Origin of the sequence: Streptomyces sp. NPDC007189, from assembly GCF_040703635.1 — a bacterium.
Taxonomy (GTDB): Bacteria; Actinomycetota; Actinomycetes; order Streptomycetales; family Streptomycetaceae; genus Streptomyces.
This window is the reverse complement of record NZ_JBEYEY010000001.1, coordinates 25,174-48,100: the sequence shown is the minus strand read 5'-3', so window position 1 is coordinate 48,100 and position 22,927 is coordinate 25,174. Positions and strand designations below refer to the sequence as shown.

Genomic DNA, 22,927 nt, shown 5'->3' with positions numbered 1-22,927 from the left:
GTGTGCTTGTCGCGGTCGTCAGCCGCGCGTCATCTCCGTGTGGCTTTCTGGTCCCGAGATGTGACCTTGCACCTAATGGACTCGTCGTGGGCGCCGTCCGTCCGGTAAGAAGGTTCTTTACACCCCTCATCCGGGGCTCAGGGCGCGTGTGCGGCGCGCCCGTCGCGTACGGCCCGTACGTATCAGCAATTCGGGCGGTGCGCGGTGCCCGCCCACCCCTCACCAGGAGTGGTCGACCCTCAAACCATGCATACCTAAGGGGTACAACGAAGTGGCAGCGGAGATCGTCAATCCTCGCAGCGACAGCAAAACGGACCAGGACGGCGGGGCCGAGCCCCTCGATTCCTTCGATCCGGCGTTCGCGCTGCACCGCGGCGGCAAGATGGCCGTGCAGGCCACCGTGCCGGTCCGTGACAAGGACGACCTTTCCCTCGCGTACACGCCCGGCGTCGCGCGCGTGTGCACCGCGATCGCGGAGCAGCCGGAGCTTGTCAACGACTACACATGGAAGTCCTCCGTGGTCGCCGTCGTCACCGACGGCACGGCCGTGCTCGGACTCGGCGACATCGGTCCCGAGGCCTCCCTCCCGGTGATGGAGGGCAAGGCCATCCTGTTCAAGCAGTTCGGCGGCGTCGACGCGGTGCCGATCGCGCTCGACTGCACCGACGTGGACGACATCGTCGAGACCGTCGTCCGGCTCGCCCCGTCCTTCGGCGGAGTGAACCTGGAGGACATCTCGGCGCCCCGGTGCTTCGAGATCGAGCGCCGGCTGCAGGAGCGCCTGGACATCCCGGTCTTCCACGACGACCAGCACGGTACGGCCGTCGTGACGCTCGCCGCGCTGCGGAACGCGGCGCGGCTCAGCGGCCGGGAGATCGGTCAGCTGCGGGCCGTCATCTCGGGCGCCGGCGCGGCCGGTGTCGCCATCGCCAAGATGCTGGTCGAGGCCGGCATCGGGGACGTGGCGGTGGCGGACCGCAAGGGCGTCGTGTCCGCGGACCGGGAGGACCTCACCCCGGTCAAGCGCGAGCTCGCCGGGTTCACCAACAAGGCCGGCATCACCGGCTCGCTGGAGGACGCCCTCGCGGGCGCCGACGTCTTCATCGGCGTCTCCGGCGGTACGGTCGCGGAGGAGGCCGTCGCCTCGATGGCCAAGGGCGCCTTCGTGTTCGCGATGGCCAACCCGAACCCCGAGGTGCACCCGGACGTCGCCCACAAGTACGCGGCGGTCGTCGCGACCGGGCGGTCCGACTTCCCGAACCAGATCAACAACGTGCTGGCGTTCCCGGGCATCTTCGCCGGTGCGCTGCAGGTGCGGGCCACTCGGATCACCGAGGGGATGAAGATCGCTGCGGCCGAGGCGCTGGCCGCGGTGGTCGGTGACGACCTCGCCGCCGACTATGTGATTCCCTCGCCGTTCGATGATCGGGTCGCTCCGGCGGTCACGGCGGCGGTCGCGGCTGCCGCGCGGGCCGAGGGAGTTGCGCGCCGGTAACGCGAAGTGGCCCCGTTCGTTTGAGCGGGGCCACTTCTTTCCCACCCGTCCGCCCGTCTCGGGTGTCACGAGAGGCACCCTTTGGCGGTACTGGTGCGGGGCTGCGCCGCATGGGTGCCCTTGCGCAAGAGGGCATGTGTCACAGGCCCCTGCGGTTCCGCTGGCTGATCGGCGGACCTATCGTCGGCTGCATGTTCGCTGTCTACGCCGCCCGAATCGACCGCGACCAGCCGCTCACCGGCCTGGAGTTGGGGGAGCGTCCGGCCCCCGAGGCACGGCCCGGCTGGAGCACGATCGATGTGCGCGCCGCCTCCCTCAACCACCACGACCTCTGGTCCCTCAAGGGCGTCGGCCTGTCGGAGGACCGGCTGCCGATGATCCTCGGCTGTGACGCCGCCGGAATCGACGAGGACGGCAACGAGGTCGTCCTGCACTCCGTCATCGGCCAGACCGGCCACGGCGTCGGCCCGAACGAGCCGCGCTCCATCCTCACCGAGCGCTACCAGGGCACCTTCGCCGAGCAGGTCGCCGTCCCGACCTGGAACGTGCTGCCCAAGCCCAAGGAGCTGTCCTTCGCCGAGGCCGCCTGTCTGCCGACGGCCTGGCTGACGGCCTATCGGATGCTGTTCACCAACGCCGGGGTACGGCCCGGTGACTCGGTGCTCGTGCAGGGCGCGGGCGGCGGTGTCGCCACGGCCGCGATCGTGCTCGGCAAGGCGGCGGGCCTGCGTGTCTTCGCCACCAGCCGCGACGAGGCCAAGCGGAAGCGGGCCCTGGAGCTGGGGGCCGTGGAGGTGGTGGAGCCGGGGGCACGGCTGCCGCAGCGGGTGGACGCGGTGATCGAGACCGTGGGCGCCGCCACCTGGTCCCACTCGGTGAAGTCGCTGCGGCCCGGCGGCACGATCGTCATCTCGGGCGCCACCAGCGGCGACCGGCCCTCGCACGCCGAGCTGACCCGGATCTTCTTCCTCGAACTGAAGGTCGTCGGCTCCACCATGGGCACCAAGGACGAGCTGGAGGACCTGCTCTCCTTCTGCGCGGCGACCGGTGTCCGGCCCGTCATCGACGAGGAACTGCCGCTGGACCGGGCCCGCGAGGGCTTCGAACGCCTCGCGTCCGGCGAGCAGTTCGGAAAGATCGTGCTCACCCACTCCTGACTGCTGTCGGGGTGCCAGGCGGGCCGGGTGTTCCCGGCCCGCCTTTTCCACGTCCTGCGTGTCAACTTTGATTGACATGCGCCGACTGTCAACGTAGGTTGACATCATGACCGAGGCAACCGATCTCGCCGAGCGCGCCGGCGACCGTGATCCGCGGGTGGGACTGCGGGCCGTGGCCGCGCTGCGCAGGCTGCTGGAGCAGCTGGAGGCGGTACAGGTGCGCAGCGCGCGCAATCAGGGCTGGTCGTGGCAGGAGATCGCCGCGGAGCTCGGCGTCAGCAGGCAGGCCGTGCACAAGAAATACGGGAGGCAGTGATGTTCGAACGCTTCACCAAGGACGCCCGTGAGGTCGTGAAAGGCGCGTTCCTCCACTGCGAGAACACGGGCGAGCAGACCGTCGGCGCGGAGCACCTGCTGCTCGCTCTGCTCGACCGCGAGGGCAGCCGTGCCTCCTTCGCCCTGGGCGCGCTCGGGCTCTCCGGCCGCCGGGCGTCCGTACGGGAAGCGCTGGACGAGGCGCGGCGGCGCGGCGGGCTGTCCCGGGCCGACGCGGACGCGCTGGCGGGGCTGGGGATCGACGTGTCCGAAATCGTCGCCCGGGTCGAGGAGGCGCACGGCGTCGGCGCGCTGTCCGGTGCCCCGGAGAACCGGCGCCGGCAGTCGGCCCGCCGGCCGGGCTTCGGCCGGGACGCCAAGGCCGCCCTGGAGAAGGCGCTGCGCGTCGCCGTCGGCCGACGCGACCGGCACATCGGCGACGAGCACCTCCTGCTGGCCCTGACCGCCCTCCCCGGTCCGACGGGCGAGGTCCTGGCGGACCACGGGGTGACATACGCCTCGCTGAACCGCGTCCTGTACGGCCCGGAAGAGGCACAGGCCGGCTGAGACGCCGTCCGGGCTGGGTCAACGGCGTGACTGCGGCTCCGATGGCATGGCTGCCGGCGCCCTGGCCGCCTCTGGAGACGCCCTGGCCGTTGGAGACGTCGGCCGGCCCGCGCCCACGACGTGCCTGGCGGCGCCGGCGCCCTGGCCGGTTGAGACGTCGGCCAGCCTGCGCCAACGGCATGACGGCCGGGCTCGGCCACCTCCGGCGACGTCCAGGTCGCCCTGACCCTCCCGGTCAGGTCTTCGGGCCGTGCAGGACTGCGGCGATGTGGGCCGCCGCCGTGGACAGGTGGCGCCGGGTGTCGCGGAGTTGGTCCGAGGTGACCCCGTGGTCGCGGGCCGCGTCGCGGATGTCGTCGCGGAAGCGGTCCAGCAGGCGGTCCAGGTCGCGGGCCGGGTCGCCGGTGAACTCCTCGTGCGCCCAGGAGGGTTCGTACTCGGCGGGGAAGTCCTCGGCCGGGAAGTACGGGGCCGATGCGACGTCGTGCGGGGTCGGCAGGGGGCCGGTGTGCTTCGGGGCCGGTTCCCCCGAGGTGCGGGAGGAGCCCCAGTACTTGCCGAAGTCGCCCAGCTCCTTGGCCAGTTCGGACAGGCCCTCGCGCAGGCCCGTGGGCCAGTCGCCCTGGGCGAAGTGGTCCTGGACGCGGTCCTGGACCTGGCGGGCGATGCGCTGCATCTCCTCCTGCGCCTGGGCCCGCGCCCGCGCCTGCGCCTCCTGGGCCTGACGGCGGGCCCGCTGGGCCTCCTCGCGGGCCCGGCGGCTCTCGTCCTTGGCGCGGCGCGCCTGCTCCTTCCACTCCTGCTTGACCCGGCGCATCTCCTCCTTGGCGGCCTTCCAGGCCTCCTTGTCGGTGAGGTCGCCGTACTCCCCGAAGGGACCCGGTGCGCCGGTCCTGGCCCGGCGGGCCTCGGAGGCCGCGGCGCGCACCTCGCGGCGCAGATCACCGGCCGCGCCGCGCACGTCGGCCTGTATCTCGGCGGCCAGTTCGGCGACCGACTCGCGGATCTCCAGCTCCAGGTCGGCCAACTCACCACTCCGGTCGGCCAGTTCGGCGCGGCCCGCGTCCGTGATGGCGTACACCTTGCGGCCGCCCTCGGTGGTGTGCCTGACCAGGCCCTCGGCCTCCAGCTTGGCCAGCCGGGGGTAGACCGTGCCCGCCGACGGGGCGTACAGCCCCTGGAAGCGCTCCTCGAGGAGCCTGATGACCTCGTAGCCGTGGCGCGGGGCCTCGTCGAGCAGCTTGAGCAGGTACAGGCGCAGGCGCCCGTGGGCGAAGACGGGAGGCATGTCAGAGCACCTTCTTGTCGGTCGTGCCGTCGGCCGGGGCGTCGGTCCCGCCGGCGCCCTGGTCGGAGACGGAATTGTCCCCCGAGGCGGACGGGGCGCCGACGCCGGGGCCGGGGGGCTGCGCGGACTCGGAGGGGTCTGCGGGGCGGGAGGGGCCCGAGGGCTCGGACTCCCACGGGGTGTCGGGCTCGTCCTCGCGCGGCGGGCGGCGCAGCAACGCGATCGAGCCGGAGACCGTCGTGGCCTTCAGTCTGCCGGTGCCGGCGCCCAGGCGGCCGGTGATCTTGTGGGCGCCCCACTGGCCGTGCACCCGCAGCCCGTCGAAGGCGTTGGAGATCGTGCCGCTCGCGGTGTTCGCCTCCACCTCGGCGTCCGCCGGATGCGGCAGGCGGATGGCGATCTCACCGGAGACGCTGGTCAGGGTGACGTCGGTCGGGCCGTCCGGGTCCAGGTCGAGGATCATGGACCCGCTGACGGAGTCGGCGCGGACGGAGCGGCCGGAGCCGTCGACCACCGTCAGGTCCCCCGAGACCGAGTTGAACCGCAGGTCGCCGGTGACCGCCTGGGCCTCCAGATTCCCGGACACGGTGTCCGCGCGGACCTGGCCCGAGACGCCCACCAGGGTCGTGTCGCCGGTGACCCCCTTGACCACGGCCGGCCCCCGTATGCCGGAGACGACGGCGCCGGCGCCGATCACGCCCACCTCCACGCGGGTGTCGGCGGGGACCGCCAGGGAGACGACCGCGCTGCGCCGCCAGCCTTTACGGTCGAGCCACTTCAGGAAGCCCTTCCAGGGCAGGTCCTCGTAGGCCACCGTGAGGGTGTCGCCCATCTGGGTCACCATCAGGGGTGGTCCCTCGATCTCCGAGATCTCCAGGCGCGCGGAACCCTCGTCCGTGCCCACCACGTTCACCGTGCCGTTGACGATGCGGACCTTGAGGTCGCTCACGCGGGTGTCGAAGGTGAGCTTCTGGGGCTCGCTGACGGACCACTCGGGCATGGGGACCTCCTCGGTCGGGCACGGTGCGCGACACGCCATATCGCGTCCTCTGGAAAACACGATATATCGTGGTCCTCGGAAGTCAAGGCACTCTTTCGTGTGAGCGCGTACGGCTCATATCGGGCGTGATCGGGACCGGGTGCCTAGCGTGTTGGCATGTCGACGCGTGCGTTCCACCGCGGCTCGCATGCCGCCTCCGCCTCCGGTGCGCTGCTCCTTTGCCGGGCCGAACCGGACTCCGTCGGCCTTCTCGCACCGCTGCTGTGCGAGCGGATGGCGCTCACCCGCGCGGGCGAGCGGTGGAGCGTACTGGTGCCGGAGGGCAGTCCGTGGCGCGCGGACGGCGCCGGGAGCGAGCCCGTCGACCGGGTGCTCACCGGGTGGGCCTCCGCGCTCGCCGTCGGATCGTCCTGGCCCGTGCTCGCGCTGTGGTGGGACGCCGACCGGGTCGGTTACACCCTCGCCTCCGGCTTCCGCCGTCCAGTGGGGTACGTCTGGCTGGCCAACGGCACGCCGGCCGGGGAGCACGAGGCGATGCACACCTTCGCGGCACGGCTGGGCCTGGATCCCGCGCGGGACGCGCCGGCCCTGGACGCTCTGACGGCCCCGGACTCCGACGCGGACGGCCCGGCACGGCTGCGTGGCCTGATCGCGGTCCTGACACACGCGGGAGTCGAACTGCCGACGGGCCTGACACCGGGAGAAAGCGCCGACCGGCTGCTGCACGCCGTGACGGAGGCACCGGGCGGGGTGCGGTGGGTACAGAAGGCCGACTGGGGAGAGGCGGCGGTACGGGCGGAGCCGGAGCCGGAGCCGGTGGCCGGGGAGAAGCGCGGCGGCGGCACGGGGCTCGGCGTGTGGGCGCCGGGGTCCAGGGATCCGTGGGCCCGGTGGCTCGGAATGGCGCAGGTCGGGGTGGGGCTGCCGGTGACCCTGTGGGGGATCCGGCGGCGGAGCGGGGGATGGGTGGCGGCGGGGGCGCTGCTGCTGGCGCACGGGGTGCTGGCGATGGCGTACGAGGGCGCGCGCGGGCGCGGATGACGGTGTACCCAGGGCTGGGAGCTGCGGAGGCGCCCGGTGCGCTGCAGCGCCCCAAAGGGCCGCGGGGAACTGCGCGACCAGCCACAGCGCCCCCGCACTCGGCAACAGGCCACCAGCCCCCGGCCCCCCGCTCAGACCCCCACCGGTCCACCCCCGACCGTTGCATACGCTGTCCCTATAGCCACCACCGGCATGTTCACGCAGGAGACGCACCCCATGTACTTCACCGACCGCGGTATCGAGGAGTTGGAGAAGCGGCGCGGCGAGGAAGAGGTCAGCTTTGAGTGGCTGGCCGAGCAGCTGCGCACGTTCGTCGATCTGAACCCCGACTTCGAGGTGCCCGTAGAGCGGCTGGCCACCTGGCTCGCCCGGCTCGACGACGAGGACGACGAGTAGCCCTACCCGCGCCCGCCCCCCAAACGCCCCCAACCGCGCCCAGAACAAGCCCAAGGGCCCGGTACCGAGCGAGAACTCGGTACCGGGCCCTTGGCTGCCTCTGGCGGTCTGTCGGGGCCTACGCCTCGAAGACCTCGCGCACGAGCTGCTCCTGCTCGGCCTGGTGGCGCTTCGCGGAGCCGACCGCCGGCGACGAGGAGTGCGGGCGCGAGATGCGCCGCAGCCGCTCGCCGTGCGGGACGTCCGCGCCGACCGCCAGGTCCAGGTGGTCGATCAGGTTGAGCGCGATGAACGGCCAGGCACCCTGGTTCGCCGGCTCCTCCTGCGCCCACAGGTACTTCTCGGCGTTCGGGTACTTCTTGATCTCCGCCTGGAGCTCGGCACCCGGCAGCGGGTACAGCCGCTCGATGCGGATGATCGCGGTGTCCGTCGCGCCGCGCTTCTGGCGCTCGGCCTCAAGGTCGTAGTAGACCTTGCCGGCGCAGAAGACGACCTTGCGGACGGCGGCCGGGTCGGTGATCGACGCGTCGCCGATGACCGGGCGGAACTCGCCGCTGGTGAACTCCTCCGCCTTCGAGGCCGCGGCCTTCAGACGCAGCATCGACTTCGGGGTGAAGACGATCAGCGGCTTGTGGTGCGGGTTGTGCACCTGCCACCGCAGGAGGTGGAAGTAGTTCGACGGCAGCGTCGGCATCGCGACCGTCATGTTGTTCTGGGCGCAGAGCTGGAGGAACCGCTCCGGGCGGGCCGAGGAGTGGTCCGGGCCCTGGCCCTCGTAGCCGTGCGGGAGGAGCAGGACCACACCGCTGGTCTGGCCCCACTTCTGCTCGGCCGAGGAGATGAACTCGTCGACGACCGTCTGCGCGCCGTTGGTGAAGTCACCGAACTGCGCCTCCCACATCACGAGCGCGTCCGGGCGGGCCAGCGAGTAGCCGTACTCGAAGCCCATGGCCGCGTACTCGGAGAGCAGGGAGTTGTAGACGTTCAGGCGGGCCTGGTCGTCGGAGAGGTACTGCAGCGGGGTGTACTCCTCGCCGGTCTCCCGGTCGATCAGCACCGCGTGGCGCTGGCCGAAGGTGCCGCGCTGGGAGTCCTGGCCGGCGAGCCGGACCGGGGTGCCCTCCAGCAGCAGGGAGCCGATGGCCAGGGTCTCGCCCATGCCCCAGTCGATGGTGCCGTCCTCGACCATCGCCGCACGGCGCTGCAGCTGAGGCTGCAGACGCGGGTGGACGCTGATGCCGTCGGGGATGTTGACCTGGGACTCGGCGATCCGCTTGACGACCTCGGCGGAGACCGCGGTCGGGACCGCGACCGGGAAGCCGTCCTGCGGCGCCTGGGCGTCCACGGAGGGCGGCTGCGAGGTGGCCTCGCGGACCTCGGTGAAGACCTTCTCCAGCTGGCCCTGGTAGTCCTGCAGCGCCTGCTCGGCCTCTTCCAGGGTGATGTCGCCGCGACCGATCAGGGACTCGGTGTAGAGCTTGCGCACCGAGCGCTTCTTGTCGATCAGGTCGTACATCAGCGGCTGGGTGAAGGCCGGGTTGTCCGACTCGTTGTGACCGCGGCGGCGGTAGCAGATGAGGTCGATCACCACGTCCTTGTTGAACGCCTGGCGGAACTCGAAGGCCAGACGGGCCACGCGGACCACGGCCTCCGGGTCGTCGCCGTTCACGTGGAAGATCGGGGCCTCGATCATCCTCGCCACGTCCGTCGCGTACATGGAGGAACGCGAGGACTCGGGAGCGGCCGTGAAGCCGACCTGGTTGTTGATGACGATGTGGACCGTGCCGCCGGTGCGGTAGCCGCGCAGCTGGGACATGTTCAGGGTCTCGGCCACCACGCCCTGGCCCGCGAAGGCCGCGTCGCCGTGGATCGCCACCGGCAGGACCGTGAAGTCCGTGCCGCCCTTGTTGATGATGTCCTGCTTGGCGCGCGACACGCCCTCGAGGACGGGGTCGACCGCCTCCAGGTGGGAGGGGTTCGCGACCAGGGAGACCTTGATCTGCTCGCCGTCCAGGCCGGTGAAGGTGCCCTCGGCGCCCAGGTGGTACTTCACGTCGCCGGAGCCGTGCATCGACTTCGGGTCGAGGTTGCCCTCGAACTCGCGGAAGATCTGCGCGTACGACTTGCCGACGATGTTGGCCAGCACGTTCAGGCGGCCACGGTGGGCCATGCCGATGACGACCTCGTCCAGGCGCGACTCGGCGGCGGAGTCGATGACCGCGTCGAGCAGCGGGATGACGGACTCGCCGCCCTCCAGGGAGAAGCGCTTCTGGCCGACGTACTTGGTCTGCAGGAAGGTCTCGAAGGCCTCCGCCGCGTTCAGCCGGCGCAGGATCCGCAGCTGCTCCTCGCGCTCCATCTTGGAGTGCGGGCGCTCCACGCGGTCCTGGATCCACTTGCGCTGCTTGGGGTCCTGGATGTGCATGAACTCGATGCCGGTGGTGCGGCAGTACGAGTCGCGCAGCACGCCGAGGATGTCGCGCAGCTTCATCATCGACTTGCCGGCGAAGCCGCCGACGGCGAACTCGCGCTCCAGGTCCCACAGGGTGAGGCCGTGCTCGACGATGTCCAGGTCGGGGTGCTTGCGCTGCTTGTACTCCAGCGGGTCGGTGTCGGCCATGACGTGACCGCGGACCCGGTAGGAGTGGATCAGCTCGAAGACGCGGGCGGCCTTGGTGACGTCGTCGTCGTGGCTGGCGTCGATGTCGCGGAGCCAGCGGACCGGCTCGTACGGGATGCGCAGGGCCTCGAAGATGTCGTCGTAGAAGCCGTTCTCGCCCAGCAGCAGGTTGGCGACCTGGCGCAGGAACTCGCCGGAGGCGGCGCCCTGGATCACCCGGTGGTCGTAGGTCGACGTGAGCGTCATGACCTTCGAGATGCCGAGCTTGTTCAGGGTGTCCTGGCTGGTGCCCTGGAACTCCGCCGGGTAGTCCATGGAGCCGACGCCCATGATCACGGACTGGCCGGGCATCAGACGCGGCACGGAGTGGACGGTGCCGAGGCCGCCGGGGTTGGTCAGGGAGACCGTGACGCCGGTGAAGTCGTCCATCGTCAGCTTGCCGTCGCGGGCGCGGCGGACGATGTCCTCGTAGGCCTGCCAGAACTCGAAGAAGTTCAGCGTCTCGGCCTTCTTGATGGCGGCCACGACGAGCTGGCGGTCGCCGTTGGGCTTCACCAGGTCGATGGCCAGGCCGAGGTTGACGTGCGGCGGCTTGACGAGGGTCGGCTTGCCGTCCTTCTCGCCGAACGACCAGTTCATCGACGGCATGGCCTTGATGGCCTGCACCATCGCGTACCCGATGAGGTGGGTGAAGGAGATCTTCCCGCCCCGGGCGCGCTTGAGGTGGTTGTTGATGACGATCCGGTTGTCGAACAGCAGCTTCACCGGGACCGCGCGGACCGACGTGGCGGTCGGCAGCTCCAGGGAGGCGTTCATGTTCTTGGCGACGGCGGCGGCCGGGCCGCGCAGCGTGATCAGCTCCGGGCCCTCGGGGGCCTCGGGGGCCTTCGCGGCGGGAGCGGCGGCCTTCGGCTTCGGCTGGGCCGGCGCCTGTGCGGGCGTCGCCGGCTTGGCCGGGGCGGGGGCCGCGGCCTTCGCCGCGGGGGCGGGGGCCGGTGCAGGGGCTGCGGCGGGCTTCGGGGCAGCCGGTGCGGGGGCGGCCTGCTGGGGCTGCGGGGCCGAGGTGGGGGTCTCTGCGGCCCCCGTGGCCGCAGCACCCGCCGGAGCCGGGGTGGCAGGAGCACCCGGCTTGTAATCGGCGAAGAAGTCCCACCAGGCGCGGTCTACCGAATTCGGGTCCTGGAGGTACTGCTGATAGATCTCGTCGACGAGCCACTCGTTCGGACCGAACGCGGCTGCGGGGTTCTTCCCGGCTTGGTCGTCGGTGGAGACACTCGGGTTACTGGGGGACTGTGGCGACACGGCGGCAACCGCCCTCTTCCGCTTCACAAGGTGATGGACAGCGGGAATAAAGGCTACGCCTCCCCGGCGGTGAAGGTCAGGTCGGGCAAGGTCATCGTCGCGTAAGTCACACCAGAAATCTTGTTTCAGGGCTTGATATGGCGGGAAACAAGCGTGGTTCCGCAGATGAGAGGGTGCGCAGAGGGTGCACCGGCCCGAACCCGGCGCTTGTGCGTTCGACCGATCGCGCGGGCCTGCCCCTGATCACACGTGTCCAGCTGCGCGACGTCGGCGCGGACGTTCGTTGATCTTGTGCTTCCGGTTCGAACTTTACGTCAACTTGAAGCGGAGGGAAGTCCCGGAAGGGTGACGATGATCCGGCAGCCGCGCTCGGATTCGGCCACACCGATCCGGCCGCCGTGGAGATCCACCGCCCAGCGGGCGATCGCCAGCCCGAGCCCCGTGCCGCCGTCGCTGCCCGGCCCGTGCGGCCGGGTCACGGCGCCCCGGTTGAACCGCTCGAACACCCGGTGCCACTCCGACCGGGGGATGCCGGGGCCCTCGTCCAGGACCTCCAGCTCCAGCGACTCCGGCCGCGGCCCACGCCGCGCCCGCACGGTGACCCGGCCGTGCGGCGGGCTGTGCTTGACCGCGTTGTCGATCAGGTTGGCCACGACCTGGTGGATGCGCTCGGGGTCCGCGTGCGCGGTCAGCTCCGGCGGCGAGACGTCGAGGTGCAGATGCACGTCGGTACGGGTGTGGCTGCCGGAGCCGGAGGCGATGCCCGCGCGCGCCGAGGCCACCATGTTGGCCTCCTTCAGCACGCCCGAGAGGTACGGCCACACCTCGAAGCGGCGCATCTTCAGCGGGACGACGCCGTTGTCCAGCCGGGACAGGTCCAGCAGGGTCTCCACCAGCCGGCCGAGCCGCTCGGTCTGCTTCAGGGCCGTCCGCATGGTCTCCGGGTCGGCCTCGGTGACCCCGTCGACGATGTTCTCCAGCACCGCGCGCAGCCCGGCGATGGGGGTGCGCAGCTCATGGGAGACATTTGCCACAAGTTCCTTGCGCTGGCGGTCCTGGGCCTCCAGCTCGTCCGCCATGACGTTGATCGTGCGGGCCAGGTCGCCCAGCTCGTCCCGGCGGCCCTCGCTCACCCGGCGGGTGTAGTCGCCCTCCGAGATCGACCGCGCCACCGTGTTCATCTCGTCCAGCGGCATGGTCAGCGAATGCGCCACGAACTGCGTGATCAGCAGCGTGGCGATCATCGAGAAGACCGTGATGAAGCGCAGCTCCGTCTTGGTGTGCACCGCGATCACCGAGAGACCGGTGGTGATCAGCACCGCGATGACGACCAGCGCGCCCAGCTTGGTCTTGATCGAGAACGGGCGTACGCCGCCCCAGGGGTTGTCCTCGGTGAGGCTCCCGGGGCTCCTCCGTGCGGCCTGGCGCCCGTCACCGCTCATGGGGTGGGCGTCTCCAGGGCGTACCCGACGCCGTGCACCGTGCGGATCCGCTCCGCGCCGATCTTCCGGCGCAGCGCCTTGATGTGGCTGTCGACCGTGCGGGTGCCGGAGGCGTCCGCCCAGTCCCACACCTCGGCCAGCAGCTGCTCCCGGGAGAGCACCGCGCGCGGGGTGTTCGCCAGGCACACGAGCAGGTCGAACTCGGTGGGCGTCAGATGGACGTCCTCCGACTTCACCCGCACCCTGCGCTGGGCGTGGTCGATCTCCAGCTCGCCGAGCCTGAGGATGCCGGAACGCGGGGTGGCGGCGGCGAGGGCCGCCCGCTCCACGCGGCGCAGCAGCACGTGCACGCGTGCCGCCAGCTCCCGCATCGAGAACGGCTTGGTCATGTAGTCGTCGGCGCCGACCCCGAGACCGACCAGCATGTCCGTCTCGTCGTCCCGCGCGGTCAGCATCAGCACCGGAACCGGGCGCTGCGCCTGCACCCGCCGGCAGACCTCGAGGCCGTCGAAGCCCGGCAGCATGATGTCGAGGATCAGCAGATCGGGCTGCCAGGCCTCGGCCGTGTCGACCGCGGCGGGGCCGTCGGACGCCGTCTGCACGAGAAATCCCTCGGCGCGCAGCCGGGCCGCGATGGCGTCGACGATCGTGGGGTCGTCCTCGACGACCAGCACCCGGCGCTGTGCGCCCGGGGTGGTCGTCGCCGCGCCGCTCTGGGAGGTGTGTGTCTGCTCCATCGCCCGCCCCTGCTTGTTGCTTTCCGGAACCCGTGGGGTGATCCCATGTCTGCGATTGACGCTTGAATGATCCGCGTCAGGGCAGCACATTACGGGGATCCACCGCGCTGTCGCTATCCAGGTCGGACGGCGATGTGCACGGCGTCCGGAACGCCCCGGGCAACGGGCACCTCTTCGGTACGCACCTGACGGAACCCGGCATTCCGCAAGGTTCCTTCAAATTCCGGAGAGGGTTCGGCGGCCCATACGGCCAGCACTCCGCCGGGGTTCAACACCCTTGTGCAGGAGGCGAGTCCGGCCGGTGAATAGAGCGTGTGGTTGTCGTCGGTGACAGTCCAGCCGGGGCCGTTGTCGATGTCCAGGCAGAGCGCGTCGAACGTGTCGGATGTCTCATTGACGAACGCCACGAGATCGTCCTGCACGATCTCGGCGCGCGGATCGCGGAGCGCGTCGGCGGACACCTCGGCCAGCGGCCCGTCGCGGTGCCAGTCGACGACGGCGGGCTCCCGCTCGACGACGGTGATCCGGCCCCACCGCGGGTCCGCCGCGGCATGGGCGAGCGAGAACCCCACGCCCAGCCCTCCGATCAGCACGCTCGGTTCCGGGCGGCCGTCCAGCGCCTCGTACGCGGCGTCGACCAGCAGCCGCTCCGAGCGCCCGTCGGAGGTGTCCATGAGGAAGCAGCCGTTGGCGATGATCTGCAGCAGCCCTCCGTGCCGGCGCAGCACCACCTCGCCGTAGGGGCCGTCGCGCCGGTCGAGGACCACGGGGGAGTCGTACACGGCAGTCATGACCCCCATCCTGCTCGAACGCGCCTTGGCCGGCACGGGAATTACGGGGGCGCACTGATGTGCCCGCAGGGGAGTGGGAGCGCGGACGCGGCCGGGACGTAGGAGGTTGCTGTGAATCGGCTCTCGCGTGGCGTCGGTCATAGACAGCGGCCTTGAGGGCGCCGAGGGTTGACCCGGACGGAAGGAGTGCCGCGAACGTGGAACGGACCGCGACGGGCCCCGCGACGGCCGCGTCCCCGCCCCTCCAGGACGGCTCGGCCGCCTCGGTCCCCGTGATCGCGGACCTCCTGGACGGCATGCCGCGCCAGCGGGACGCCCCGGCTCCCGCTCCCCGCCCCACCGCCCCGGCCCCCGCCGTACCGCTCCGGTTCCCGTTCCCCCGGCTGTGGCGCCTGCTGCCCACCCCCGTCGGCACCCCGTTCACCTTCGCCTACGCGGCCCTGCTGGCCCTCACCTCCGTCGTCGCCGCCGTCGCCGACCCCACCGTGGTGCAGGCCCTCTACCAGGCCTCCAGCACGGACGTGGCCCACCTGGTGCGCTCGCCGGCCGTGGTGCTGCTGGCGAGCGCGCTGTGGATCGCCGGCGGCGTGCTGTCGCCGTTCGCGCTCGCGTTCGTGCTGGTCCTCACGGCGCTGGAGCGGCGGATAGGCGGTGCGAGAGCCGCCTGCGTCTTCCTCGCCGGGCACGTCCTGGCCACGCTCGCCACCGAGGTCCCCGTGGGTCTGGCCGTCCTGGCCGGCCATCTGCCGGCCACCTCGCTGCACCGCCTCGACTACGGCATCAGTTTCGGCGTCGCCGCCTGCATCGGTGCCGTGTCCGGCCTCCTGCGCCCCTGGCTCGGCCTGCCCCTGCTCGCCCTGACGGCCGCCGAGCTGGTGAGCGACCTGGTCGCCTTCGAGGACCCGATGACGAACTGGGGCCACCTGATCGCGCTCACGATAGGAGTGGCGAGCCGGCCTCTCGTACGCCGGTGGGCGCAGGCGTCCCGATAGGGGCGCGGGGAACAGTGCGAACAACTCCACCGCACCCGCACCCGGGAACGCGCCTTCCACGGCACCCCCCTTGGGCGCATCTGATCGCTCACAGCGAACAAAGGCGGGGAACACCAGCGCGCCCCCCAACGGTTGAGTCGGTACAGCTCAACTTGACTGCCGAAGGGGAGATCATGGCTGCTGAGTCACCGGAGTTCACGCTCGTCCTGCCCGTGCTGCCCTTGGACGACGAGGTCGTGCTGCCCGGCATGGTGGTTCCGCTGGACCTGAGCGACGCCGAGGTGCGGGCCGCGGTGGAGGCCGCGCAGGCCGCCGCCCGGTCGGAACCGGGCAAGCCCAAGGTGCTGCTGGTGCCCCGGATCGACGGCACGTACGCGAAGACGGGTGTGCTGGGCACGGTCGAGCAGGTCGGCCGGCTGGCCGACGGCGACCCGGGGGCTCTGATCCGCGGCCGGAGCCGGGTGCGGATCGGCGCCGGCACCACCGGTCCCGGCGCGGCCCTGTGGGTGGAGGGCGCGCGCATCGAGGAGACCGTGCCGGATCCGCTGCCCGGACAGGTCACCGAACTCGTCAAGGAGTACAAGGCGCTCGCCACCGAGTGGCTGAAGAAGCGCGGCGCCTGGCAGGTCGTGGACCGTGTCCAGGCCATCGACGACGTCTCCGCGCTCGCCGACAACTCCGGCTACTCGCCGTTCCTGACCACCGACCAGAAGGTCGAACTGCTGGAGACCGCCGACCCGGTGGCCCGGCTGAAGCTCGCCACGCAGGCGCTCCGCGACCACCTCGCCGAGCAGGAGGTGGCCGAGACCATCGCCAAGGACGTCCAGGAGGGCGTGGACAAGCAGCAGCGCGAGTTCCTGCTCCGCCGCCAGCTGGAGGCCGTCCGCAAGGAACTGCGCGAGCTGAACGGCGAGAAGGACGGCGAGGAGTCCGACGACTACCGCGCCCGCGTCGAGTCCGCCGACCTGCCGGAGAAGGTCCGCGAGGCCGCCCTCAAGGAGGTCGACAAGCTGGAGCGGGCCAGCGACCAGTCCCCGGAGGGCTCCTGGATCCGCACCTGGCTGGACACCGTCCTGGAGATGCCCTGGAACGAACGGACCGAGGACGCGTACGACATCCAGGGCGCCAAGGAGATCCTGGACGCCGAGCACGCCGGCCTGGACGACGTGAAGGCGCGCATCACCGAGTACCTGGCCGTCCGCAAGCGGCGCGGCGAACGCGGCCTGGGCGTCATCGGCGGCCGGCGCGGCGGCGCCGTCCTGGCCCTCGTCGGCCCGCCCGGCGTCGGCAAGACCTCGCTCGGCGAGTCCGTCGCCCACGCCATGGGCCGCAAGTTCGTCCGCGTCGCCCTCGGCGGCGTCCGCGACGAGGCCGAGATCCGCGGTCACCGCCGTACGTACGTCGGCGCGCTGCCCGGCCGGATCGTGCGGGCGATCAAGGAGGCCGGGTCGATGAACCCGGTGGTGCTGCTCGACGAGATCGACAAGGTGGGCTCCGACTTCCGCGGCGACCCGGCCGCGGCCCTGCTCGAGGTCCTGGACCCGGCGCAGAACCACACCTTCCGGGACCACTACCTGGAAGTCGAACTCGACCTGTCCGACGTGGTCTTCCTCGCCACCGCCAACGTCCTGGAGGCCATTCCCGAGGCGCTGGCCGACCGGATGGAGATCGTCCGCCTGGACGGCTACACCGAGGACGAGAAGATCGTCATCGCCCGTGACCACCTGCTCCCGCGCCAGCTGGAGCGGGCCGGCCTGAGCAAGGACGAGGTCACCATCGACGAGGGCGCGCTGCGGAAGCTGGCGGGCGAGTACACCCGCGAGGCGGGCGTGCGCACCCTGGAGCGCTCCATCGCCCGCCTGCTGCGCAAGATCGCCGCCCAGCACGAACTCGGCGAGCGGGAGCTGCCGTTCACGGTGACGCAGGACGAGCTGCGCGGCCTGATCGGGCGCCCGCACCACGTGCCCGAGTCCGCCCAGGACCCGGCCGAGCGCCGTACGGCCGTCCCCGGCGTGGCGACCGGCCTCGCGGTCACCGGCGCGGGCGGCGACGTGCTCTTCGTCGAGGCGTCCCTTGCCGACCCGGAGACGGGCGCGGCGGGCCTGACCCTGACCGGTCAGCTCGGCGACGTGATGAAGGAGTCGGCGCAGATCGCGCTGAGCTTCCTGCGCAGCCACGGCGCCGAACTGGAGCTGCCGGTCGGCGACTTGAAGGACCGGGGCGTGCACATCCACTTCCCGGCGGGCGCGGTGCCCAAGGACGGCCCGAGCGCGGGCATCACGATGACGACGGCCCTCGCCTCGCTCCTGTCCGGCCGGCTGGTCCGCACGGACGTGGCGATGACCGGCGAGGTCTCGCTGACCGGCCGGGTGCTGCCCATCGGCGGCGTGAAGCAGAAGCTGCTCGCCGCCCACCGCGCCGGGGTGACCACCGTGATCATCCCCAAGCGCAACGAGCCCGACCTGGACGACGTCCCGGCGGAGGTGCTGGACAAGCTCGACGTCCACACCGTGACCGACGTCCGCCAGGTCCTGGAGCTGGCGCTCGCGCCCGCGACGAGCGGTGCGGCGCCGGAGGTTCCCGTGGCGGCGTGACGGACGCCGCGGGAGGGGCGGGGCCCGGGTTCCGTGAGGGAGACCCGGGCCTCCGCCATGCCCGCCGCATGCCCATGAGGGGATCACCGCACCGCCCCGCCCGTCCGCACGCCGACCGTGGTGGACCGCGCACGGCCCCCGCAGCCGCCTGCCCGGGCCCGGCCGTTCCTCGGCGGTGAGCCCCGACGGGGGCCCACGGGCGGCTGACTCACCCGGCCGCGGACAGCGACTGCTCCGCCCAGACCGTCTTGCCGACCCGGTCGTGCCGGGTGCCCCAGCGGTCGGCCAGCTGGGCGACCAGCAGCAGGCCCCGGCCGCCCTCGTCGAAGATCCGGGCGCGGCGCATGTGCGGAGTGGTGCCGCTGGCGTCGTACACCTCGCTGATCAGCGTCGAGTCCTGGTGGATCAGCCGGAGCCGGATGGGCGGGCGGCCGTACCGGATGGCGTTGGTGACCAGCTCGCTGACCATCAGCTCGGTGGGGAAGGCGGCCTCGCCCAGGCCCCACGCGGACAGCTGGCCGCAGGCGAGGTGGCGGGCGCGGGAGACGTCCTCGGGGTCGTCCGCCAGCTCCCAGGCGGCGACCCGGTCCTCGTGCAGCCCCCGGGTGCGGGCGACGAGCAGGGCGATGTCGTCGTCCGGGCGATGGGTCAGCAGCTCGGTGAGCACGTGGTCGCAGACGGCGTCCAGCGACCCCGCGGGGCGGACCAGCGCGGCGAACAGCTTGTCCAGCGCCTCGTCGATGTCGTGATCGCGGGCCTCGAACAGCCCGTCGGTGTAGAGGGCGAGCAGGCTGCCCTCGGGCAGCTCGGTCTCGACGGCCTCGAACGGCAGCCCGCCGAGCCCGAGCGGCGGCCCCGCCGGCACGTCCAGGAAGCGCACGGCGCCGTCCGGCATGACCACGGCGGGCGGCGGATGGCCGGCCCGGGCCGCCGTGCACCGGCGCGAGACGGGGTCGTAGACCGCGTACAGGCAGGTGGTGCCGATGCCGCCGGCGGTCTCCGCGGCCGGGTCCGTGCTGCCCTCGTCGGCGGCGAGCCGCAGCACCAGGTCGTCGAGGTGGGTGAGCAGCTCGTCGGCCGGAAGGTCGACGTCGGCCAGGGTGCGTACGGCGGTGCGCAGCCGGCCCATGGTGGCCGAGGCGCGGATGCCGTGGCCCACCACGTCGCCCACCACGAGCGCCACCCGCGCCCCGGACAGCGGGATCACGTCGAACCAGTCGCCGCCCACCCCGGCCCGGGTCGCGGCGGGCAGATAGCGGGTGGCGATCTCCAGGGCCGCCTGCTCGGGCAGCGTGTGCGGGAGCAGGCTCTGCTGCAGCGTCATCGTCGTGGTGCGGTCGCGCGCGCCGGCGCGGGTCTGCCGGATGCCGGCGGCCGCCTTCCCCGTGAACTCGTCGGCCAGCCGCAGATCCTCCGCGCCGAACCACTCACGGCCCGGGCACCGGCCGAACAGCGCGACCCCGAGCGTGCTGTCCTGGGCGACCAGCGGCATCACCAGCAGCGAACGCGCCCCGGACGCGCGCAGCCAGGCCGCGCCCGGGTCCGTCGCCGCCCACTCGGCGACGCGCGGGTCCGCCGTGTCGTACAGCAGCGGCCGGCCCGTCGCCAGGCACTGGGCCGGCGGCGAGTCCGCCGGGCAGACGACCGCCTCGCCGACGCCGGAGCCGTGGCCGGGCGGGACGCTGTCCGGCACGGCGCGCAGGGCGGCGCGGCGCAGCACGAGGGGACCGGGGGGCGGGAGGGGTTCCGCGCCGGCCTCGCGCGGGGAGTCGAGCAGGTCGACCGCCATCACGTCGGCGAGCCGGGGGACGGTGACCTCGCCGAGTTCCTGCGCGGCGCGCGCCTGGTCGGCGGCCGGGCCGACCGGCGTGCCCTGCTCGGCCGGCGGGCGCTGCCCGGCGCCGGAGTCCTGGGCGGGCGCCTGCGTGGACAGGCAGACGGCGCGCACCTGGCCGCCGGCGTCCTTCAGCGGGGTGAGCACGGCGCCGGAGCCGAGTTCCGCGCCGAGCCGGGCCTCCTGCGGGCGGCCGGTCTCCAGCGCGACCCGCATCGACCGGGCGGCCTCCTCGCTCGCCGTGCCGGGCACGATGTGCGGCAGCCGCAGCCCGCGCATCGCGGCCTCGGGCAGGGCGAGGGCGTGCTCCATCCGGCGGTTGGCGCGCACGAGCCGCAGGTCGGCGTCGAAGATGGCCAGCGGGAAGGGGGACTGCAGGAAGGTCCACTCCTCCAGCGGCTCGCCCCGGGGCGGCTGCGTGCGGGCGGTCACCGCGCTCACCACGAGCCACTCGGGGGCGCCGGTGCCGGAGGTCCTGCGGTGGGCGAGCACGCCCAGCTCCACCAGCCGGCCGTCGCGGTGCCTGAGCGGCACGGTGCCGTTCCAGCGGTCCCGGCCGGCGAGGATCCGGCGGGCCGCCGTCCCGTCGGTGGCGAGGAGCGCGGTCGCGGGGCGGCCGAGGACGGCCGGTGCGTCGTAGCCGAGCAGCTGCTCGGCGCCGTCGCTCCAGCCGGTGAGGACGCCTCGCTCATCGATGGTGGCCGTGGCCGTGTACGTCGACTGCCGCTCCTGTCGCTCCATCGCCGCTCATCCGCCCTCGCTCGGCAGGCTCTCCTGACCAGCATGATCCCGGGCGGCGCGGAGCACCAACGCAACGCGGCGGCCCCTGCCCGCACCGGGCAGGGGCCACCACGGGAGCGTCAGCCGTTGGCCAGGGCCTGGACCCGGTCGAGCGCTGCGTTGCTGTGCTTGTCCGGGGGCGACCCCCGGGCCCCCGGCCGGGAGGGCGTGGCGTTAGCCGTTGGCCAGGGCCTGGACCCGGTCGAGCGCTCCGTTGAACTTGTCGTGGTCGCCGACCGTCGGGCCGGAGGAGGTGTACTGCCACATCGTGTAGTACGACCAGCCGGCCGGCAGGGTGCCCGGGTCCGACGCGTAGCGGGCGATCCACAGCGGGTTGTTCGCGGCGAAGCCGCCGTAGTTGCCGGTGCAGTCGCTCCACCAGCTGGTCGCCGTGTAGATCACCGCGTCCCGGCCGGTCAGGGACTTGTAGGTGTTCAGGAAGTCGGCGATCCAGCTGACCATCGCGCTCGCCGACTTGCCGTAGCACTCGGCGCCGTACGGGTTCCACTCGATGTCGAGCGCGCCGGGCAGCGTCTTGCCGTCCCTGGACCAGCCGCCGCCGTGGCTGACGAAGTAGCTCGCCTGGGTGGCGCCGCTGGTGGTGTCCGGGGTCGCGAAGTGGTAGGCGCCGCGGATCATGCCCACGTTGTACGAGCCGTTGTACTGCTGGGCGAAGTACGGGTTCGTGTAGTACGTGCCTTCCGTCGCCTTCGTGTACGCCCAGCGCACACCGCTGTTCCACAGGGTGGACCAGGCGACGTTGCCCTGGTAGCCGGAGACGTCCACGCCCTCGGTCTGGGTGGCGTCACCGGATGTGGGGGTGCCGGCCTTGCCGTCGTGCGCGAGGACGCCCATGCCCATGTAGGCGGAGCCGCGGGTGGGCGTCGTCGCGGCGTGCGCGGAGGTCAGGGGCAGGGTGAGGGACAGCGCCGCGAGCAGGGCCGTGACCAGGACGGCGAGGGGACGCGGACGGATGGAGCCGGGTCTGTGCACGGGCATGACGTGCCTCCGGGGAGTGGGGTGGGGAGAACGTGACCGTGACCGTGTACCGGATGCCGCACTGGCGTGGGCATGCCATTTCCTTGCCTGCTGAAGAAGCTACGCACGTAGACAACGGCGTGGGAAGAGGGTCCGGACACCGCCGTTGGTCTAGCCCTGCGAAATACTGACGGAGCTGCGGCAATGACGACTTTTGGCAGAAACTTTCAGGACGCGAAACCGAGCAGGGGTGCTGACGTGCACGAGGACGGAAACGGCGACGCACAGCGCGGCGCCGATCAGATGACACCCAGTGGTGCGGACCGGGAATTCCTGGCGCTGGAACGGGAGTTGACCGTGCTGCTGAGGCGGGCCAGGGCCAACCAGGGGGAGATGGCCCGCGAGGTCCATCCCGACCTGGAGTCCTCCGCGTACGGCCTGCTCATCCGCCTGGACGAGTGCGGCGGCCGGCGCGCCACCGAACTCGCCGCCTACATCGGCGTCGGCAAGGCCACCATGTCCCGCCAGCTGCGCGCCCTGGAGGAGCTGGGCCTGATCGCCCGCGAACCCGACCCGGCCGACGGGCGCGCCTGGCTCGTCACCCTCACCGACGAGGGGCGCCGCCGGGTCGGCAAGGTCCGCGAGGCGCGCCGCGCCCGTTACGTCCGCCAGCTCGCCCACTGGGATCGCCGGGAGGTCGCGGAACTGGCCCGGCTGCTGCACCAGTTGAACGGCGTCATGGAGAAGTAGGCCCGCCTCAGGGCCGCACGGAAGCGGGCCGGCGGGCGCTCACAGCTCCGCGTAGACCACCGTCGCGTCGTCGTGCGTCTTGCCGCGCCGCAGGAACGCCCGCTCCTGCCGGTCCGCCGCCTCCAGCTCCCGCACCCGCTCCACCAGCGACCGGGCGCCCTCCTTGGCGACCAGCTCGAACAGGGCCTGCCAGTCGCCCTCGCGGAACACGTCCGTCCAGCGGGCCGCGCCGTCCGTCAGCGCGGCCAGCGCCCTCACCTCCCGGCGCGGCAGCGTGCCGGCGACCGCGCGGGCCGCCACCGAGGGATCGGCGGCGGCCGTGAAGAAGCCGCCCTCCCGGTTGCGCAGGGTGGCGTCCACCAGGGCGTCGGAGGCGAGCGCGGAGCGCGGGAGCCGGGCCAGCCGGTCGTCCAGGACCGCCGTGACCGTGCCGTCCGGATCCTGCAGCAGCAGCGCGGAGTCGGACAGCACCAGGTACTCGACGGTCTCGGCGGACCAGCGGGCCACGGCCACGGTTGCCTGGGGGGTTCGCGGGTGAGAAAGCTCACAGGTTTCCGCGTGCGCCTCGGCGGTCCGGGCGATCGCCCGCGCCAGAATCTCCGGGAGCGTCAGATCTGTGGCCGAAACGGTCAGTTCGGTCAGCGCGCCGCCCAGTCGCGCGGTGAACCAGGGGACGGAATGCAGACACCCCGTCTCGCCCCGCGGGGGAGTCACTCCGTCCAGGACGACCACGCAACCTCCCTGTCCGCAGGCGGGTAGTCCGACACCGGCGAAGTCCTCGTTGGGGCGGTCGGCGTCGCCGGGTTCCGAAACGAGATCGGTTCGCATTCAGCCAGTCTGCACGAGGT

General features: G+C 72.1%; 18 protein-coding genes. 9 read left to right on the top strand and 9 right to left on the bottom strand.

Annotated features, from left to right (window positions below):
• Positions 1 to 271: 271 nt before the first annotated feature.
• From AB0950_RS00200 to AB0950_RS00185, 4 genes are all read left to right on the top strand, one after another.
• A complete protein-coding gene (locus AB0950_RS00200; RefSeq protein WP_366777465.1) occupies positions 272 to 1,495 on the top strand; it encodes an NADP-dependent malic enzyme in 1,224 nt (407 codons plus the stop codon).
• Positions 1,496 to 1,686: 191 nt separating this feature from the next.
• Positions 1,687 to 2,652: a zinc-binding dehydrogenase gene (locus tag AB0950_RS00195; RefSeq protein ID WP_366777464.1), complete on the top strand. Its 966-nt coding sequence runs from the start codon at positions 1,687 to 1,689 to the stop codon at positions 2,650 to 2,652.
• Positions 2,653 to 2,758: 106 nt separating this feature from the next.
• A complete protein-coding gene (locus tag AB0950_RS00190) occupies positions 2,759 to 2,968 on the top strand; it encodes an HTH domain-containing protein (protein WP_018571396.1) in 210 nt (69 codons plus the stop codon).
• Positions 2,968 to 3,534: a Clp protease N-terminal domain-containing protein gene (locus tag AB0950_RS00185; RefSeq protein ID WP_360154875.1), complete on the top strand. Its 567-nt coding sequence runs from the start codon at positions 2,968 to 2,970 to the stop codon at positions 3,532 to 3,534. Before AB0950_RS00190 ends, AB0950_RS00185 begins: the two co-directional genes overlap by 1 nt.
• A gap of 235 nt (positions 3,535 to 3,769) precedes the next feature.
• Here the strand turns inward: AB0950_RS00185 and AB0950_RS00180 are convergent, their stop codons facing one another.
• The gene (locus AB0950_RS00180) at positions 3,770 to 4,822 is read right to left on the bottom strand and encodes a PadR family transcriptional regulator (RefSeq protein WP_366777463.1); all 1,053 of its coding nucleotides are present in this window, start codon (positions 4,820 to 4,822) and stop codon (positions 3,770 to 3,772) included.
• A 1-nt stretch (position 4,823) separates the two neighbouring features.
• Positions 4,824 to 5,822: a DUF4097 family beta strand repeat-containing protein gene (locus AB0950_RS00175; protein ID WP_366777462.1), complete on the bottom strand. Its 999-nt coding sequence runs from the start codon at positions 5,820 to 5,822 to the stop codon at positions 4,824 to 4,826.
• Between the two features lie 156 nt (positions 5,823 to 5,978).
• On the opposite strand from AB0950_RS00175, the gene AB0950_RS00170 reads away from it, so the two are divergent.
• Positions 5,979 to 6,863 carry a hypothetical protein gene (locus AB0950_RS00170; RefSeq protein WP_366777461.1) on the top strand — a complete coding sequence of 295 codons (885 nt, stop codon included), beginning with the start codon at positions 5,979 to 5,981 and terminating at the stop codon, positions 6,861 to 6,863.
• Between the two features lie 216 nt (positions 6,864 to 7,079).
• Positions 7,080 to 7,259 carry a DUF6104 family protein gene (locus tag AB0950_RS00165; RefSeq protein WP_018544467.1) on the top strand — a complete coding sequence of 60 codons (180 nt, stop codon included), beginning with the start codon at positions 7,080 to 7,082 and terminating at the stop codon, positions 7,257 to 7,259.
• 118 nt (positions 7,260 to 7,377) lie between these two features.
• On the opposite strand, the gene AB0950_RS00160 is transcribed toward AB0950_RS00165, so the two are convergent.
• From AB0950_RS00160 to AB0950_RS00145, 4 genes are all read right to left on the bottom strand, one after another.
• A complete protein-coding gene (locus AB0950_RS00160; protein WP_366777459.1) occupies positions 7,378 to 11,181 on the bottom strand; it encodes a multifunctional oxoglutarate decarboxylase/oxoglutarate dehydrogenase thiamine pyrophosphate-binding subunit/dihydrolipoyllysine-residue succinyltransferase subunit in 3,804 nt (1,267 codons plus the stop codon).
• A gap of 314 nt (positions 11,182 to 11,495) precedes the next feature.
• Entirely contained in the window at positions 11,496 to 12,623 is a 1,128-nt protein-coding gene (locus AB0950_RS00155; protein ID WP_360154887.1) for a HAMP domain-containing sensor histidine kinase, read from the bottom strand.
• Positions 12,620 to 13,360: a response regulator transcription factor gene (locus AB0950_RS00150; RefSeq protein ID WP_031163266.1), complete on the bottom strand. Its 741-nt coding sequence runs from the start codon at positions 13,358 to 13,360 to the stop codon at positions 12,620 to 12,622. Before AB0950_RS00150 ends, AB0950_RS00155 begins: the two co-directional genes overlap by 4 nt.
• Before the next feature lie 113 nt (positions 13,361 to 13,473).
• A complete protein-coding gene (locus AB0950_RS00145; RefSeq protein WP_360154890.1) occupies positions 13,474 to 14,151 on the bottom strand; it encodes a spermidine synthase in 678 nt (225 codons plus the stop codon).
• A 197-nt stretch (positions 14,152 to 14,348) separates the two neighbouring features.
• Between AB0950_RS00145 and AB0950_RS00140 the strand changes: the two genes are divergently transcribed.
• Positions 14,349 to 15,143: a rhomboid-like protein gene (locus tag AB0950_RS00140; protein WP_360154893.1), complete on the top strand. Its 795-nt coding sequence runs from the start codon at positions 14,349 to 14,351 to the stop codon at positions 15,141 to 15,143.
• 173 nt (positions 15,144 to 15,316) lie between these two features.
• A complete protein-coding gene (gene lon, locus AB0950_RS00135) occupies positions 15,317 to 17,737 on the top strand; it encodes an endopeptidase La (RefSeq protein ID WP_360154896.1) in 2,421 nt (806 codons plus the stop codon).
• Between the two features lie 208 nt (positions 17,738 to 17,945).
• On the opposite strand, the gene AB0950_RS00130 is transcribed toward lon, so the two are convergent.
• Positions 17,946 to 20,312, bottom strand: a complete 2,367-nt coding sequence (locus AB0950_RS00130; RefSeq protein ID WP_366777458.1) for a SpoIIE family protein phosphatase — start codon at positions 20,310 to 20,312, stop codon at positions 17,946 to 17,948.
• A gap of 213 nt (positions 20,313 to 20,525) precedes the next feature.
• On the bottom strand, positions 20,526 to 21,350 hold the full coding sequence (locus AB0950_RS00125) for a lysozyme (RefSeq protein ID WP_360154902.1): 825 nt from the start codon (positions 21,348 to 21,350) through the stop codon (positions 20,526 to 20,528).
• 282 nt (positions 21,351 to 21,632) lie between these two features.
• Here AB0950_RS00125 and AB0950_RS00120 point away from each other — a divergent pair, with 282 nt between their 5' ends.
• Positions 21,633 to 22,079 (top strand): MarR family transcriptional regulator, encoded by a 447-nt coding sequence (locus AB0950_RS00120; protein WP_330342807.1) that lies wholly within the window; start codon positions 21,633 to 21,635, stop codon positions 22,077 to 22,079.
• 39 nt (positions 22,080 to 22,118) lie between these two features.
• Here the strand turns inward: AB0950_RS00120 and AB0950_RS00115 are convergent, their stop codons facing one another.
• Entirely contained in the window at positions 22,119 to 22,907 is a 789-nt protein-coding gene (locus AB0950_RS00115; RefSeq protein ID WP_360154905.1) for a protein phosphatase 2C domain-containing protein, read from the bottom strand.
• Positions 22,908 to 22,927: the final 20 nt, after the last annotated feature.

Bases quoted from the DNA above. Each gene is read 5' to 3' on its own strand.
- AB0950_RS00185 (WP_360154875.1), top strand. From the start codon at position 2,968: ATGTTCGAACGCTTCACCAAGGACGCCCGTGAGGTCGTGAAAGGCGCG.
- AB0950_RS00125 (WP_360154902.1), bottom strand. From the start codon at position 21,350: ATGCCCGTGCACAGACCCGGCTCCATCCGTCCGCGTCCCCTCGCCGTC.
- AB0950_RS00195 (WP_366777464.1), top strand. From the start codon at position 1,687: ATGTTCGCTGTCTACGCCGCCCGAATCGACCGCGACCAGCCGCTCACC.
- AB0950_RS00120 (WP_330342807.1), top strand. From the start codon at position 21,633: ATGACACCCAGTGGTGCGGACCGGGAATTCCTGGCGCTGGAACGGGAG.
- AB0950_RS00175 (WP_366777462.1), bottom strand. From the start codon at position 5,822: ATGCCCGAGTGGTCCGTCAGCGAGCCCCAGAAGCTCACCTTCGACACC.
- AB0950_RS00165 (WP_018544467.1), top strand. From the start codon at position 7,080: ATGTACTTCACCGACCGCGGTATCGAGGAGTTGGAGAAGCGGCGCGGC.
- AB0950_RS00115 (WP_360154905.1), bottom strand. From the start codon at position 22,907: ATGCGAACCGATCTCGTTTCGGAACCCGGCGACGCCGACCGCCCCAAC.
- AB0950_RS00180 (WP_366777463.1), bottom strand. From the start codon at position 4,822: ATGCCTCCCGTCTTCGCCCACGGGCGCCTGCGCCTGTACCTGCTCAAG.
- AB0950_RS00150 (WP_031163266.1), bottom strand. From the start codon at position 13,360: ATGGAGCAGACACACACCTCCCAGAGCGGCGCGGCGACGACCACCCCG.
- AB0950_RS00155 (WP_360154887.1), bottom strand. From the start codon at position 12,623: ATGAGCGGTGACGGGCGCCAGGCCGCACGGAGGAGCCCCGGGAGCCTC.
- AB0950_RS00130 (WP_366777458.1), bottom strand. From the start codon at position 20,312: ATGGAGCGACAGGAGCGGCAGTCGACGTACACGGCCACGGCCACCATC.
- AB0950_RS00170 (WP_366777461.1), top strand. From the start codon at position 5,979: ATGTCGACGCGTGCGTTCCACCGCGGCTCGCATGCCGCCTCCGCCTCC.
- lon (WP_360154896.1), top strand. From the start codon at position 15,317: ATGGCTGCTGAGTCACCGGAGTTCACGCTCGTCCTGCCCGTGCTGCCC.
- AB0950_RS00145 (WP_360154890.1), bottom strand. From the start codon at position 14,151: ATGACTGCCGTGTACGACTCCCCCGTGGTCCTCGACCGGCGCGACGGC.
- AB0950_RS00190 (WP_018571396.1), top strand. From the start codon at position 2,759: ATGACCGAGGCAACCGATCTCGCCGAGCGCGCCGGCGACCGTGATCCG.